The organism is Parvibaculum sp. MBR-TMA-1.3b-4.2 (assembly GCF_053628815.1).
Genome location: NZ_JBRJHC010000001.1, coordinates 3,256,111 through 3,272,383 on the forward strand (window position 1 = coordinate 3,256,111; position 16,273 = coordinate 3,272,383).

General features: G+C 62.1%; 9 protein-coding genes and 1 pseudogene. 5 read left to right on the plus strand and 5 right to left on the minus strand.

Going from position 1 to position 16,273, the window contains the following annotated elements; genetic code table 11:
* The first annotated feature begins 279 nt into the window (after positions 1–279).
* Positions 280–1,935 carry an energy-dependent translational throttle protein EttA gene (gene ettA, locus ACSSVQ_RS15620; protein WP_454184265.1) on the plus strand — a complete coding sequence of 552 codons (1,656 nt, stop codon included), beginning with the start codon at positions 280–282 and terminating at the stop codon, positions 1,933–1,935.
* Between the two features lie 96 nt (positions 1,936–2,031).
* Here ettA and ACSSVQ_RS15625 read toward each other — a convergent pair whose 3' ends face one another.
* From ACSSVQ_RS15625 to ACSSVQ_RS15635, 3 genes are all read right to left on the minus strand, one after another.
* Entirely contained in the window at positions 2,032–2,589 is a 558-nt protein-coding gene (locus tag ACSSVQ_RS15625; RefSeq protein ID WP_454184266.1) for a hypothetical protein, read from the minus strand.
* A gap of 194 nt (positions 2,590–2,783) precedes the next feature.
* Positions 2,784–3,518 carry an MlaC/ttg2D family ABC transporter substrate-binding protein gene (locus tag ACSSVQ_RS15630; protein WP_454184267.1) on the minus strand — a complete coding sequence of 245 codons (735 nt, stop codon included), beginning with the start codon at positions 3,516–3,518 and terminating at the stop codon, positions 2,784–2,786.
* An 86-nt stretch (positions 3,519–3,604) separates the two neighbouring features.
* Positions 3,605–4,456: an MlaA family lipoprotein gene (locus ACSSVQ_RS15635; RefSeq protein WP_454184268.1), complete on the minus strand. Its 852-nt coding sequence runs from the start codon at positions 4,454–4,456 to the stop codon at positions 3,605–3,607.
* A gap of 417 nt (positions 4,457–4,873) precedes the next feature.
* On the opposite strand from ACSSVQ_RS15635, the gene ACSSVQ_RS15640 reads away from it, so the two are divergent.
* The 3 genes and pseudogenes from ACSSVQ_RS15640 to metH all read left to right on the plus strand — a co-directional run bounded on the left by ACSSVQ_RS15640 (position 4,874) and on the right by metH (position 10,652).
* Positions 4,874–5,887 (plus strand): metalloregulator ArsR/SmtB family transcription factor, encoded by a 1,014-nt coding sequence (locus ACSSVQ_RS15640; protein ID WP_454184269.1) that lies wholly within the window; start codon positions 4,874–4,876, stop codon positions 5,885–5,887.
* A gap of 1 nt (position 5,888) precedes the next feature.
* Positions 5,889–6,788, plus strand: a complete 900-nt coding sequence (metF, locus tag ACSSVQ_RS15645) for a methylenetetrahydrofolate reductase [NAD(P)H] (RefSeq protein WP_293324967.1) — start codon at positions 5,889–5,891, stop codon at positions 6,786–6,788.
* Between the two features lie 37 nt (positions 6,789–6,825).
* Positions 6,826–10,652, plus strand: a pseudogene (gene metH / locus ACSSVQ_RS15650) (methionine synthase).
* Positions 10,653–11,036: 384 nt separating this feature from the next.
* Here metH and ACSSVQ_RS15655 read toward each other — a convergent pair.
* Entirely contained in the window at positions 11,037–11,321 is a 285-nt protein-coding gene (locus ACSSVQ_RS15655) for a winged helix-turn-helix transcriptional regulator (protein WP_454184270.1), read from the minus strand.
* 150 nt (positions 11,322–11,471) lie between these two features.
* On the opposite strand from ACSSVQ_RS15655, the gene ACSSVQ_RS15660 reads away from it, so the two are divergent.
* Complete coding sequence (locus ACSSVQ_RS15660) at positions 11,472–12,017, plus strand: carboxymuconolactone decarboxylase family protein (RefSeq protein WP_454184271.1); 546 nt, start codon at positions 11,472–11,474, stop codon at positions 12,015–12,017.
* A gap of 511 nt (positions 12,018–12,528) precedes the next feature.
* Here the strand turns inward: ACSSVQ_RS15660 and ACSSVQ_RS15665 are convergent.
* Entirely contained in the window at positions 12,529–16,134 is a 3,606-nt protein-coding gene (locus ACSSVQ_RS15665) for a hydantoinase B/oxoprolinase family protein (protein ID WP_454184272.1), read from the minus strand.
* Positions 16,135–16,273: the final 139 nt, after the last annotated feature.

A 16,273-nucleotide genomic window follows, 5' to 3' on the forward strand; every position in this document is an offset into this window, starting at 1 on the left:
GACAATCAATGTGAAAGGTAGCGCTATGGTTAACGCGGCAGAAAACGTGACGAATGGCGCCGTGAATAGCGTCGATCATGGTGTCGCTAAAGACGTCACCAAAGACGTCACAGGGGACCTAGCGCGATTCCCCGCCGTCTCAACCATGAGGCCCGCCTGAAAAGGCTCCGGTGTGAGCGGCGTTGCCCGAAAAACGCCGATCCGATAGAAGGAGGGCCAAATCCAAATCCCGACAAAACGGGCCGGGTTTACCCGGCGTCCAAGCGAGGAAAGCGGCGTATGGCCTCTTATCAGTATGTTTACGTCATGGACCGGCTGTCCAAGACCTATGCGGGCGGCAAGCAGGTTCTGAAGGACATCCGTCTTTCGTTCTTCCCCGGCGCCAAGATCGGCGTTGTCGGTCTGAACGGCGCGGGTAAATCGACGCTGCTGCGGATCATGGCAGGCGTGGACAAGGAGTACACGGGCGAGGCCTGGGCGGCGGAAGGCGCGAAGATCGGCTATCTCGCGCAGGAGCCCCAGCTCGACGACAGCCTCGATGTGAAGGGCAATGTCATGCTGGGCGTGGCGCCCAAGCAGGCGATGATCGACCGCTACAACGAACTGGCCATGAACTATTCCGACGAGACGGCGGAAGAGATGGCCGCGCTTCAGGATCAGATCGACGCGCAGAACCTCTGGGATCTCGACAGCCAGGTCGAGATGGCGATGGATGCGCTGCGCTGCCCGGACAGCGATGCGGACGTCTCGACGCTGTCGGGCGGCGAGCGCCGCCGCGTGGCGCTGTGCCGGCTGCTGCTCGAAGCGCCCGACATGCTGCTGCTCGACGAACCGACCAACCATCTCGATGCGGAATCGGTCGCCTGGCTTCAGAACTACCTCAAGGAATATGCGGGCACCGTGGTGCTCGTCACCCATGACCGCTATTTCCTCGACAATGTGACGGGCTGGATCCTCGAACTCGACCGCGGGCAGGGCATTCCTTACGAGGGCAACTATTCCTCATGGCTTGAGCAGAAGGAGAAGCGGCTCGAGAAGGAAGCCAAGCAGGACGAGGCGAAGCAGCGCACGCTGTCGCGCGAGCTTGAATGGATCAAGCAGAGCCCCAAGGCGCGTCAGGCCAAGAGCAAGGCGCGTATCAACGCCTATGACGAGCTGCTGGCGGAGGCCGGCCGCGCGCAGGAAGGCCGCGCCCAGATCATCATTCCGCCGGGGCCGCGTCTCGGCGGCACGGTCATCGAGGCCGATCATCTGAAAAAGGGCTTCGGCGACCGTTTGCTGATCGACGATCTTTCCTTCCAGTTGCCGCCCGGCGGCATTGTCGGCGTGATCGGTCCCAACGGTGCGGGTAAGTCCACGCTCTTCAAGATGCTGACGGGGCAGGAGACGCCCGACGAAGGAACGCTCAAGATCGGCGAGACGGTGACGCTCGGCTATGTCGATCAGAGCCGCGACGATCTCGATCCGAACAAGACGGTGTGGGAGGAAATCTCCGGCGGCACGGACATTATCGAACTCGGCAAGACGACGATGAACAGCCGCGCCTATGTGGGGGCTTTCAACTTCCGCGGCGGCGACCAGCAGAAGAAGGTCGGCCTTCTTTCAGGCGGTGAGCGCAACCGGGTGCATCTGGCCAAGATGCTGAAGTCCGGCGGCAATCTGCTGCTGCTCGACGAACCGACCAACGATCTCGATGTCGATACGCTGCGCGCGCTGGAAGATGCGCTGGTGAACTTCGCCGGTTGCGCCGTGGTCATCTCGCATGACCGCTGGTTCCTCGACCGCATCGCCACCCACATGCTGGCCTTTGAGGGCGACAGCCATGTGGAATGGTTCGAAGGCAATTACGCGGATTACGAAGAAGACCGCAAACGCCGCCTCGGCCCGGAAGCGGAAGTGCCGCATCGCATCAAGTACAAGCGTTTCAGCCGCTAGGAGCGGGGGCGTCAGGAAGAATATGTGTCATGGCCCGGCTTGTCCGGGCCATCCACGTTTTCGCGGGTGACCGATCCGGCTCGATCGGCCCTCGTCCTACGTGTCGATGTCGATGAAGAGGTCGGTGCCGCCATTCTCGAAATGGAAGCGGCCATCCGGGGCGTGCCGCAGGTCCTCGCGGATGCCTTCCGCGATACCGATCACGAAGCGCTGCCCGTCCGCTTTCGAAATCATCGGAAACTGGGTGAAGGTGATGTCCTGGCGGAAGCCGCTTCCGTGGACGAGGGTCTTCTGGACCCAACGTCCGCGCGGCGGCGTGTCGAACAGGCTGAAGAGCGATGCGCCGGAGTTGGGCCGATGCTCTCTGGTAACGTAATCGATATAATTCTCCCCCGTCGGGTTTAGCCCCAATCCACTGCGGAACCTTTCCCCGGCAAGGCGGACGATCAGCCGGTTTTCGGGGCCTGCATTGAGTTCCAGCAGAAAGATGATCGGCAGGAAGGCCGCGAAGCGCTCCGCGCGGAACTGCGCCTTGTCCGGAATGGGGCCGGTTTTCTCGATGGCTTCCCAGGCACGCTGAAAGGCGAGGCTCGTCGGCGAGCGCCCGGCATCCGGACTGGCGTCGTTACTCGTATTTTTGAAAACTGCCGTCACTCGCGGATCCCGTCGCGCACTGCTTCTTTAACGGGGGCATTCTTTTCCCAAGCATTTAACGGGAAATGAATCGATATCGTTAACGATTGTCCCGTTATCGATTTTCATATCATCAAGGCGAAAAAAAACGGCGCGGGGGGTATCCCGCGCCGTTTTGCCTTGGAGCCTTGTTGCCCCGGAGCCTTGAAAACCGGTCAGTTCGCGTTGTTCTTGCCATCCGACATGGCGGCGTTGACCTGGCCCTTTTCAGCCTGGCCGATCTTCGTCTTCAGGTGATCGAGCAGAGCGGGGAAGTTGCCATTATTGCTGTTCAGGATTGAGGTGAACTGGTCGCGCTGCTCCTGGGCGAGCCAGATGCCGGCGACGTTCACGTCGAAGACCTTGAAGCCGTCGTCTTCGCGCAGGAGCCACCACTTCACATCCACGGGCTGGCGTCCGTTGGTGAACCTGATCTGGCTCGACACGATCACTTCGCGGCCCTTGGAGCCCTTCTCCTGCGCGCCCGTCACGTCGAACTTCTCGTCATTATAGTCGGAGAGGCGGGTGACATAGACCTTCACGATGAAGGTCTCGAAGAGCTTGAGATATTCCGTCTTCTGCGCGTCGTTCGGCGTGCGGACATAGCGGCCCAGCGAAAAGGCGGCGATCTTTCTCAGATCGGCATTTTTCTGGAGCAGCGTCTGGAACTTGTCTTCCATGGCCTGCTTGCCGACCGACTTGTCGGAAATGACGCCGATGGCCTCGGCTCCCAGATCCTCGACGAACTTGATCGCCTTCTGGTCGGAAGCGGCGTGGGCGGGCGTTGTCGCCAGTATGCCCGAAAGAGCGATGCCCAGCGCAAGCGCCGCGGTGCCCGCGGGCTTGGCGACGGCGTTCAGAAGCGTTTGAAAGAAGCCGGTGGCTGCCGGCTTCGGGGAGGTGATCGTCATTCAATCGTCTCCTTTGGCGGGTTCTCACCGCGTATTGGGTACCCCGGCCCCGGCAGCCGATTACGCCGCAGGCGAACGGTCCTTAATCAACTGCTTGGAGTGTTCGGTTCGTTTGTGTCGAAATTTAGGTTTTCGATATCCGGCAGGTCGTTCACATCCGTGCGGCCATTGGCGATCTCGTTCCTGCGGCTCTGTCGATACAGGCTGCGGATCGTCACGTAATAGTCCACCGAGGTGCGCTCGATCTGATCGAGGGCGTTGAGGCTGCGGGCGCGCTGATCGATGCCGTTCACCACGAAGCGCGTCACCGGCACCGTCTTGGGCTTGTTCCAATAGATATAGGTGAGCGGATCGAAGAACTGGTCCACGCCGAAGCCCGCCAGGTCGCGGGGCGGGGCGGGGCCGAGCACCGGCAGATAGAGATAGGGGCCTTCGCTCACCCCGTATGTGCCCAGTGTCTGGCCGAAATCTTCACTGTGTTGCGGCATGCCCCATCCCTCGGCCGGGTCGAAAAGACCCAGCACGCCGACGGTGGAGTTGATGCCGAAGCGCTCTGCGGTGGTGCCCGCGCGGTCCCATTCGCCCTGCAGCAGGTCGTTGACGAGAATCACCGGGCTTTTCAGATTGTCGAGAAAGTTGCGAACGGCATTCCGGCCCACGCCCGGCACGACGCCGCGATACCAGGTCGCCATGGGTTTCAGGGCGATGGTGTCCAGAAAGCGGTTCAACTCGAAGAAATAACGGTTGGCCGGTTCCAGCGGATCGTTGGAATCGTCGGCATCGGCAGGGTCCGAATCGACGGTCGTGGCCTGCATCGCCGCCGAATCGCCGCCCGCGGAGACCGCAAAAGCGCTTTGCGACGTCGCCGTCAGGGCTGCGACCGCCAGAATGAGGGCCGCGCTATTTGCCGTCAGCCGCCTTTTCAAAGGCCTCACCATTCTCTTCATCATTCTTTCTGCCCGTCATCCCGGTGCCATATTGGCGTCGGATACCACAACGTAGGGTGTCGAAACCCCATTGCCACCGGGTTCATGTGCCTGGCGGTTGCGTCCTCGGCTTCGGCAATGTCGGTGGCACCCCCGGTACCCCTTACGACCAAAGTGGTTCAGATCGCTTAAATTCCAATGAATGCGCCGGGAAAATTGCATTCGGGGGGCGCAACTCAGCGGTCCAGCTTGGCTTCTAGGTACCATAAGTGAGGGGGGGCTGCCAGATGCGGACGCGGCGGCAACCAGCCATTTTAACCATGGCTGTTGCCGAATTGCTGCGGACGGACGCAGTTTAGGGCGAGCAGGCCTTTGAAAAACACATAAAGATATGTTTATATCTGCGCGGTGATTAACGGAGGACAGCGCGTGGAGCAGCTTCTTTCAGGTTTGAGGGCGGCAGGCGAGCCTACTCGTCTGCGGCTGATGGCGCTTCTGGCAAGGAGCGAACTGACGGTGACGGAACTGACGCAGATTCTGCGGCAGAGCCAGCCGCGGGTGAGCCGTCACCTCAAGCTGCTGTGCGAAGCCGGGCTTCTGGAACGGTTTCGGGAGGGAAGCTGGGTGTTTTACCGGCTGGCGAGCGCGGGCCCCGTGGCAGATCTCGCGGCGCAGCTGGTGGCGCTCATCCCCTCGGAAGATCTCGTGATCGCGCGGGATCTGGAGCGGCTGGAGGCGGTTCGCGCCTCGCGGGCCGAAAAGGCGGCGGAGTATTTCCGCGCCAATGCCGAAGAGTGGAACCGGATCAGGTCCCTCTATGTGCCCGAGGACAAGGTCGAAGCGGCGTTGCTGGACCTGTCGGGCGACGAGAGCATGGATGTGATGCTGGATCTCGGCACCGGCACCGGGCGGCTTCTGGAGCTGTTCGGGCCGCGCGCCAAAACGGGCTATGGCATCGACCTTAGTCCGGAAATGCTGGGCTTTGCGCGTGCGCATCTCGCCCAGCCGGAGCTTGAGCATTGTTCGGTACGGCAGGGCGATCTCTACGATCTGCCGGTACAGGACAACACGGTGGATCTGGTGACGCTGCACATGGTGCTGCATTACCTGGACGAGCCGGGGGCGGCCATAGCTGAGGCTGCCCGTGTGATGAAACCGGGCGGACGCCTGCTGATCGCGGATTTTGCGCCGCACGATCTCGACTTTCTGCGCGAGAAACATCAGCACCGGCGCCTCGGGTTCTCGGAAGAGGAGGTGGCGGACTGGCTGAGCGAAGCCGGGCTGTCCCTCAAGGAAGTCAGGCGCCTGCCGCCTGAAACAGAAAACAAGAAGGATGACGACGCCAAGCTGACCGTCCTGATCTGGGTCGCGGACAAGGCGGAAACGCCGGCCGTGAAAGGCACAGGGGCAAAGCAGGCGCGCCAACTCGAAGGAGCCAAGTAATATGGGTTTTGACAGCCGCAAGACCGGCGACGAACGCACGCAGGTGTCGTTCGAGTTTTTTCCGCCCAAGGACGACAAGGCGGAAGAAGCGCTCTGGAAATCGATCAAGCGACTGGAACCGCTTAACCCCCAATTCGTGTCCGTCACCTATGGGGCGGGCGGGTCCACGCGCGAACGCACGCACGGAACGGTGAAGCGCATCCGCAACGAGACCTCGCTCGAGCCTGCCGCGCATCTGACCTGCGTCGGCGCCTCCAAGGCGGAAACGGATGCGGTGATCCGCGCCTATTGGGATGCGGGTATCCGCCACATCGTGGCGCTCAGGGGCGACATGCCCGAGCTTGGCGCGCCGTACGAGCCGCATCCGGAGGGCTATCAGTCCACGCCGGATCTGATCGAGGGCATCAAGAAGATCGCCGATTTCGAAGTCTCGGTGAGCGCCTATCCGGAAAAGCATCCGGAATCGGAGTCGCTCGAAGCCGATATCGAGCTTCTGAAGCGCAAGATCGAAGCGGGCGCGGACCGGGCCATCACCCAGTTCGTTTTCGATACGGATCGCCATGCGGAGTTCCTTGAAAAGGCGCGTGCGGCGGGCATCGATGCGCCCATCGTGCCGGGCATCATGCCGACCACCAATTTCAAGGGCATCAAGCGTATGGCCGGCCGCTGCGGCGCCTCCGTGCCGGACTGGCTCGAGGACTATTACACCGGCCTCGACGAGGACCTGCCGACGCGCAAGCTCATCTCGGCCTATGTGGCCACCGAACAGGTGAACACGCTGCGCGGCTACGGCTTCGACCGGTTCCACTTCTACACGCTGAATCAGGCCGACCTGACTTTCGCGATCTGCCATGTGCTGGGCATGCGCCCGAAACATGCGGCGGTCGCAGAGCCCGCCTGAGTTTCAAACGCTTAATTCGAATACAAGGAAGACACTCATGTCTCATCCCAAGACGCGCGAAGAGCGCATCGCCTATCTCCGCGAGGAAGTGAAGAAGCGCGTGCTCATTCTCGATGGCGCCATGGGCACCATGATCCAGGAATACAAACTGGGTGAAGAGGATTATCGCGGCGAGCGCTTCAAGGATTACGAGAGCGACGTGAAGGGCAATAACGAGCTGATTTCGCTCGTCCAGCCCGACATTCTGCGCGAGATCCATCTGAAGTATTACCGCGCGGGCGCGGACTTCGCCGAAACCAACACCTTCGGCGCAACGCGCATCGCCCAGGCCGACTACCACATGGAAGATCTCGCCTATGAGATGAATGTGGAAAGTGCGCGCATTGCGCGCGAGGCCGCGGACATTTGCGAAGAGGAAGATCCGGGCCGCGTCTGCTATGTCGCGGGCACGCTCGGGCCGACCAACCGCACGGCGTCCATCTCGCCGGATGTGAACGATCCGGGCTTCCGCAATGTCAATTTCGACAAGCTCCACGCCGCCTATATGGAAGCGGCCAAGGGCCTCATCGAAGGCGGCGCGGATACGCTTCTGGTGGAGACGGTGTTCGATACGCTCAACGCGAAAGCCGCGCTCTATGCGATCCAGGACGTGCTGGAAGAGACGGGTCTCGACCTGCCGGTCATGATTTCCGGCACGATCACGGACATGTCCGGCCGGCTTCTCTCCGGCCAGACGCCGGAAGCCTTCTGGAATTCGGTGCGGCATGTGAACCCGTTCTCCATCGGGCTCAATTGCGCGCTGGGCGCGGCGGAAATGCGCCAGCATATCGATACGCTGTCGCGTATCGCCGACACCTATGTGTCCGCGCATCCCAATGCGGGCCTGCCCAATGAGATGGGCGAATATGATGAAAGCCCGGAGCAGATGTCGAAGCTCGTCGGCGAGTTTTCCTCGTCCGGCATCGTCAACATTCTGGGCGGCTGCTGCGGCACGACGCCGGATCACATCAAGGCGATTGCCGAGGCGGTGAAATCGGGCAAACCGCGTGAGGTGCCCGAGATCGAACGGAAGATGCGGCTTTCGGGCCTTGAGCCTTTCGCGGCGGATTGATGTCCGCCCGGCGCGCCGACAAGGGCGCGGCAGCGACCAGTTGAATTTACAGAATGCAGGATCGGGGCGAGATGACTCAGACCACGGCGAATTTCATCAATATCGGCGAGCGGACCAATGTGACGGGGTCCGCGCGCTTCCGGAAGATGATCCAGGAAGACCGTTACGACGACGCGCTTTCGGTGGCGCGCGAGCAGGTCGAAAACGGTGCGCAGATCATCGACATCAATATGGACGAAGGCATGCTCGATTCCGAGGAGGCCATGATCAAGTTCCTGAACCTGATCGCGGCCGAGCCGGATATTGCGCGCGTGCCCATCATGATCGACAGCTCCAAATGGAATGTCATCGAGGAAGGCCTGAAGCGCGTCCAGGGCAAGGCGATCGTGAACTCGATCAGCATGAAGGAGGGCGAGGAAAAGTTCCTCAATGAAGCCCGCAAGATCATGCGATATGGCGCGGCGACTGTCGTCATGGCGTTCGACGAGGAAGGCCAGGCCGACACGACCGCGCGCAAATTCGAGATTTGCGAGCGCGCCTACAAGCTGCTGACCGAAAAGATCGGCTTCCCGCCGGAAGACATCGTGTTCGACCCGAATATCTTCGCGGTCGCGACCGGTATCGAAGAGCACAACAACTACGCCGTCGAGTTCATCGAGGCGTGCAAGCTCATCAAGCAGAACCTGCCTTATGCGCATATTTCGGGCGGCGTGTCGAACATCTCCTTCTCCTTCCGCGGCAACGAGCCCGTGCGCGAGGCGATGCATTCGGTGTTCCTCTATCACGCCATCCAGGCGGGCATGGATATGGGCATCGTGAATGCCGGCCAGCTCGCCATCTATGACGATATCGACCCGGAGCTGCGCGAAGCGGTGGAGGACGTGATCCTCAATCGCCGCGACGATGCGACGGAACGCCTGCTGGATCTCGCCGAACGCTACAAGGGCGAAGGCGGCAAGAAGCGCGAGGAAGATCTCGCCTGGCGCGAAATGCCGGTGAACGAGCGCATCTCGCATTCGCTGGTGAAGGGTATCAACGCCTATATCGAGGAAGATGTCGAGGAAGCGCGCCACCAGTTCGAGCGCCCGCTGCATGTCATCGAAGGCCCGCTGATGGACGGCATGAATGTCGTCGGCGACCTGTTCGGTTCGGGCAAGATGTTCCTGCCGCAGGTGGTGAAATCCGCCCGCGTGATGAAGCAGGCCGTGGCCTATCTCATGCCCTTCATGGAGAAGGAAAAGGAAGAGATGGGCATCACCGACGACGATGCCGCCGCCAAGGTGCTGATGGCGACGGTGAAGGGCGATGTGCATGACATCGGCAAGAACATCGTGGGCGTCGTGCTTCAGTGTAACAATTTCGAAGTCATCGACATGGGCGTGATGCAGCCCGCCGAAAAGATTCTCGAAGCCGCGAAAGAGCACAAGGTGGATATGATCGGGCTTTCCGGCCTCATCACGCCGTCTCTCGACGAGATGTGCTATGTCGCCGCCGAGATGGAACGTCAGGGCTTCAACGTGCCGCTTCTCATCGGCGGCGCGACGACGAGCCAGATCCACACCGCGGTGAAGATCAACCCCAACTACAAGGCGGGGCAGGCGATCTATGTGACCGATGCGAGCCGCGCGGTGGGCGTTGCCTCCAATCTCATCTCCGAGAAGAAGGACGCCTACATCACGGACATTCGCGACAAGTACAAGGAGCTTGCCGAGAAGCACGCCGCCGGCAAGGAGAAGAAGGAGCGCCAGACCATCGAAGGCGCCCGCGAGAACCGCTTCAAGGCCGACTGGAAGGACTGGAAGCCGGTGAAGCCGGCCTTCCTCGGCACCAAGGTTTTCGACGACTATCCGATCGACAAGCTGGTGCCCTATATCGACTGGACGCCGTTCTTCCAGACCTGGGAGCTGCATGGCCGCTACCCGCAGATCTTCGAGGACGACAAGGTCGGCGAGGCCGCGCGCTCGCTCTTCGACGATGCGCAGGAAATGCTGAAGCAGATGGTCGAGGAAAAATGGCTGCAGGCGCGCGCCGTCATCGGCTTCTGGCCGGCCAACGAGATCGGTGTCGACGACATCGAGATCTATACCGACGAGGACCGCAAGGAGCGTCTGGAGGTCTTCCACACGCTGCGCCAGCAGATGAAGCGCTCGTCGGAGCGCGCGAATTATGCGCTTGCCGACTTCATCGCGCCCAAGGATAGCGGCGTCGAGGACTATATCGGCGGCTTCTGCGTCACGGCGGGCTTCGGCGAGGACGATATCGCCAAGGGCTTCAAGGAGAAGAATGACGACTATCGCGCCATTCTCTCCCAGGCGCTGGCCGACCGTCTGGCGGAGGCCTTTGCCGAGCATATGCATGAGCGTGTGCGTAAGGAGTTCTGGGCCTATGCGGCGGATGAGGATCTGAGCAGTCAGGATCTCATCGAGGAGAAGTATCAGGGTATCCGGCCCGCGCCGGGCTATCCCGCGCAGCCCGATCACACCGAGAAGGAAGCGCTCTTCAAGCTGCTCGATGCGGAAGACAAGATCGGCGTGAAGCTGACCGAGAGCTATGCCATGTGGCCCGGCGCCTCGGTGAGCGGCATGTATTTCAGCCATCCGCAGTCGGAATATTTCGGCGTCGGCAAGATCGAGAAGGATCAGGTCGTCGAATATGCCGAGCGCAAGGGCATGGAGCTGAGGGTGATGGAGCGCTGGCTCGCCCCGATCCTCAACTACACGCCCGGTCAGGAGCCAAACGAAGAAGCGGCGTAAGCTTTTCGTCATTGCGAGCGATAGCGAAGCAATCCAGTGGCGGCAGGTTCAGCGCTGGATTGCTTCGTCGTTTCGCTCCTCGTAATGACGCGCCGAAGGAGTGCGAAAGGGCGCCGGGCCACCGGCGCCCTTTTTTTACCCCGGCGCCACCCTCTCTCAGTGTCATCCCGGCCCTCCTTGAGTGCAAAGGTGGCCGGGACCCATTGGCGCTTCAACATGGCACGGCCGAGAGTGGGTCCCGGCAACGAGTGCCGGGACGACACCAGTTTTTGTCTTCTGAATTAACCCAACCACAAATGTCACCCCGGGCTTCGTCCCGGGGTCCAGGGGCCGCAAGCGCCGGACTCGACGCCCCTGGATCCCGGCACAAGCCCGGGATGACAGCTATTCCCTGTTTTCCAGCGCCTGTTCCCAGCGCTCCGCCCAGTCGGTGAGCGGCATCAGCTTGTCCAGCAGTTCGCGCCCCATCGGGGTCAGTGCATAGCCTTCCTCGTCGCGATGTTCCGCGATCCCCGTCTCGCGCAAATCGGCGAGCCGGGCATTGAGCACGCTGGGTGAAATGCCGCCGCAGGCGCCCTGCAGGGCGCGGAAGGTGAGGGGCGTCTCGCCGCGCAGTTCCCAGAGGATGCGCAACACCCACCGCCGACCCAACAGGTCGATCAGAACCATGACGGGGCGGCCCGTTGACGATCCTCTGACGGGGGTGCCCGGTCTGGGCGCCTTTCTTCGTTTCTCGCTCATGCAGGCAGAATAGGCCTTGCGCTACTAAAACAGAAGCACCATCTTTTTGCTACTGAAAACGTAGCAAGGAGAGACAGGATGACTGCACGTATCGCCCCGGCCCCGAGGCCCTATGAGAAAGACATGGAAGAGACGCTCGAAAAGCTCATGCCGCCCGGCGTGGAGCCGCTTTCGCTCTTCCGCACGCTGGCGGTCAATCCCCGCGTCTTCCGCCGCTTCATGGCGGGCGGGCTACTCGACAAGGGGTCGCTCACGCTCCGCGACCGGGAGATCGTCATCGACCGCGCCACCGGCCTGTGCGGCGCGGAATATGAGTGGGGCGTCCATATGGCGCTTTTCGGCGAGCGTGTCGGGTTCGGCGAGGCGGAGGCTCGGGCGCTCGTCGCGCCCGACGGGGCGGAGGCCGCGTGCTGGAGCGTACATGACCGGCTCCTCATCCGCATGGTGGATCAGTTGCACGAGACGGCGACCATCGACGATGTGCTATGGGCGGAGCTGGCCGAAGAGTTCGAAGCGGAGCAGCTCATTGAGCTTCTGGTGCTCACCGGCTTCTATCACATGGTTTCCTTCACGGTGAACGCGCTCAACCTCGCACCGGAGGCGTATGCACAGCGGTTCCCGTGAGCATTCGATCTTCATTGGCTCAACAACAAATGTCATCCCGGCCTTGTGCCGGGATCCAGGGCGTCGAGTCCGGCGGTTGCGGCTCTGGACCCCGGGACAAGCCCGGGGTGACAGACTTTTCCCTGATGCGGAAGGAAGACGTGGATCGCCCGGACGAGCCGGGATGACATCGCAGAAAAGAACGAGAACGGCCCAAAAGAAAAAAGGGCGCCGTCCGTACACGGCGCCCTTTCCAATTCCTGTGGGGGGCTTTGTTCGGTCAGATCACGCCAAAGGTGATCATGCCGACATAGATCAGTGCGAGCCCGGTGGCGAGATAGCCGATCTTTACTCCCAGAACATCGAGCATTATTGGCCTCCGCTTCAGGGTCAGGAAGAAGATTGGAACGGTGAAAGGCCGTGTCGTGCAAGAAAAATCGTGGCTGCGCTGCAGCATGGAATTTCGGTTCTTTGAACAATGCCCTGCAAGCGCTTGAATCTGCCCCGAAAATCGATTGTGGATGAAACTTTGTCAGCCGAAACCGCCGCCGCCCGGCGTCCGGATAATGATGCTCTCGCCGGGCTCCAGGTCCATCTGGTCGGCACCGGCGCGTGACTCGAGTTGACCGTCGCACCGGCGGACGAAATTCTCGCCGCAGGCCGCTTCGCCGCCGCCCTCCAGTCCGAAGGGATGCACGATGCGGCGTGTGGAGAGAATCGACACGCTCATTTTTTCGAGGAACTCGATCTCGCGCACCGCACCGTCGCCGCCATGATGGCGGCCTGCGCCGCCCGATCCCTTCCGTATGCTGAACTCTTTCAGCAGAACGGGGAAGCGCCATTCCAGCACTTCCGGGTCGGTGAGGCGCGAATTGGTCATATGGGTGTGCACGGCGTCCGCCCCGTCGAAATCGGGGCCTGCGCCCGCGCCGCCGCAGATCGTTTCGTAATACTGGTAGCGCTCATTGCCGAAGGTGAGGTTGTTCATCGTGCCTTGCGCGGCGGCCATGGCGCCGAGCGCGGCGAAAAGCGCATCCGTCACCGCCTGGCTCGTTTCCACATTGCCGCCCACCACGGCGGCCGGATAGCGCGGCGCCAGCATGGAGCCTTCCGGCACCACGATCTCGATGGGTTTCAGGCAGCCTTCATTGAGCGGAATGTCGTCATCCACCATGCAGCGGAAGACATAAAGCACGGCGGCGCGCGTCACCGCTTCCGGCGCGTTGAGGTTGGAGGGCCTTTGCGCGCTGGTGCCGGTGAAGTCGACGGTTGCGCTGCGCGCCTCCCTGTCCACGCTCACTTGCACGCGGATTTCGGACCCGTCGTCCAGCGGCAGGGTGAAGGCGGCATCCTTCAGCGCGCCGATCACGCGGCGCACGCTTTCCTCCGCATTGTCCTGCACATGGCGCATATAGGCCTGCACCGTGTCGAGGCCGAACTGGCCGACCATCTTGCGGAGTTCCTGCGCGCCTTTTTCGCAGGCTGCGATCTGCGCGCGGAGGTCGGCGATGTTCTGGTCGGGATTGCGCGCCGGATACTTTCCGCCTGTCAGGAGCGTGCGCATCTCCGCCTCGCGGAAGGTGCCGGACGCCACCAGCCGGAAATTGTCGATCAGCACACCTTCCTCCTCGACGGAGGTGGAATGCGCGGGCATGGAGCCGGGCGTGATGCCGCCGATATCGGCATGGTGCCCGCGCGCAGCTGTGTAGAAGGTCGGCTTCTCGTCCGCCTCGTCCAGATAGACCGGCGCCACCACCGTCACGTCTGGCAGATGCGTGCCGCCATTATAGGGCGCGTTCAGCACGAAGACGTCGCCCGGGCGCATATCCGGGTTCTGCTCGATGATGGCGCGCACCGTCGCGCCCATGGAGCCCAGATGCACCGGCATATGCGGCGCATTGGCGACGAGCCCGCCGCTTGTGTCGAAGACCGCGCAGGAGAAGTCGAGCCGCTCCTTGATGTTCACCGAATGCGCGGTCTTTTCCAGCGTAAAGCCCATCTGTTCGGCGATGGACATGAAGAGATTGTTGAAAATTTCGAGCATCACCGGATCGGCCTCGGTGCCGATGGCGAAGCTTTGCGCCCGCGCTTCCGTCCGTGTCAGGACGATATGGTCGAGGTCGGTCACTTCCGCCGACCAGCCGGGTTCGATGACGATGGTCTGTTGCGGCTCGATGATGATCGCCGGGCCGGGGAGGGCGTCCCCCGGCGCGAGGCCCTCGCGCAGATAGACCGGGGCCTCGTGCCATGCGCCTTGCGAGAAGAAGCGCGTCACCCGGTTGGGCGATGCCTCGCCGGTTTCGCGCCGCCCGGCGTCGAGCCGTTCGGTCACATCCGCCGATTTGCCGATCGCCTCCACCGACACGGCTTCCACGACCACCGGCTTTTCCATGGTGAAGCCGAAGCGTTGCCGGTGCGCGGTCCTGAATGCGTCCAGCACCTCGTCCATCGCGCCGTGATCCACGATCAGCGCCGTATCCGTGCCCGCATAGCGCAGATGCAGCCGCGGCTTCAGCTCGATGCGCGACTTGTCCACGCCCTGCGTTTCCACTTGGCCGCGCACGTCCTCGCCGAGTTCGTTCAGTGCCGGTTCCAGCGCGGCAAGCGTCTCGCCGTCGAGGTCGCGTTCCACCGCCGTCTCGCGCTGCGCGCGGATATCGGCGAGCCCCATCCCATAGGCGGACAGGATGCCGGAGAAGGGGTGGAAAAATATTTTCGTCATCCCGAGCGCGTCGGCGACGAGGCAGGCATGTTGACCGCCCGCGCCGCCGAAGCAGGTCAGCGCGTAGCTGGTGACGTCATATCCCCGCTGCACGGAGATCTTCTTGATCGCCTGCGCCATGTTCTCGACGGCGATCCTGATGAAGCCGTCGGCAACCTCTTCGGGCAAGGAACCAACCTTGCCCGCAAGCGTGTCGAACCTTGCCCCAACCTCGCTTTTATCTAGCCCTTCGTTAGCTTGCGGACCGAACACTTTCGGGAAGAAATCGGGGATAAGCTTGCCGGTGAGCACATTGGCATCCGTCACCGTCAGCGGCCCGCCCTTGCGATAGGCCGCCGGTCCGGGGTGCGCGCCCGCGCTGTCCGGTCCCACGCGAAGCCGCGATCCGTCGAAATGCAGGATGGAGCCGCCGCCCGCCGCCACGGTGTGGATCTGCATCATCGGCGCGCGCATCCGCACACCCGCTACTTCATTGTCGAAGCTGCGCTCGAACTCACCGTCATAATGGCAGACATCGGTGGAGGTGCCGCCCATGTCGAAGCCGATAATCCGGCTGAAACCTGCGAGTTTCGAGGTCTCGACCGCGCCGACCACGCCGCCCGCGGGCCCCGACAGCACTGCGTCCTTGCCCTCGAAAAGATGCGCCTCCGTCAGCCCGCCGGAGGACTGCATGAAGAAAAGCCGCGTCGCCGGGTCGTCCGTGCCGATGGCGCCCGCCACCCGGTCCACATAGCGCCGCAGGATCGGCGAGAGATAGGCGTCCACCACCGTCGTGTCGCCGCGCGCGACGAATTTCATCAGCGGGCTCACGCCATGGCTCGTGGAAATCTGCGTGAAGCCGATTTCCTTTGCGATTTCAGCAGCTTGGGTTTCGTGCGCCGGGTAGCGATAGCCATGCATGAAGCAGATCGCCACCGCCCGCAGGCCCTCGTCGAAGGCTTCCTGCAGCGCAGCGCGCGCGCTTTCTGCGTCGAAGGCTTCCAGTTCCTCGCCGCCCGCGCTCATTCGCCCGCCGGTTTCCGCCACTTTCGCATAGAGCAGCTCGGGCTTTTCGATCCGCAGGCGGAAGAGGTGAGGGCGGTTCTGGTAGCCGATGGCCAGTGCGTCGCGGAAGCCCCTGTTGGTAAGCAGCAATGTCGGCTCGCCCTTGCGCTCCAGCAGCGCATTGGTTGCAACCGTCGTCCCCATCTTCACTGCGCCGATGCGGTCTCCGGGCAGCGGGTCGCTCGCGTCCACACCCAGGAGGTCGCGCATGCCTTGCAGTGCAGCGTCTTCATATTGTTCGGGGTTTTCCGACAGCAGCTTGTGCGGCACCAGCCGTCCGTCCGGGCTCCGCCCCACAAGGTCGGTAAAGGTGCCGCCCCGGTCGATCCAGAAATCCCAGCGTTCTGCGTTTTCGGACGTGTTCTCGCTCATGGGCTGCAACCTGCCACAGCTTTCGCAGGCGCGGAACGGCTTTGCTCCAATCTTGCATTGACGCAACGGAATGGGTGATTTTCGCGAGTGCGAAACGGTGCAAATCCGTCTAGGCTTGCCTCATGTCGATCTGGGGAAA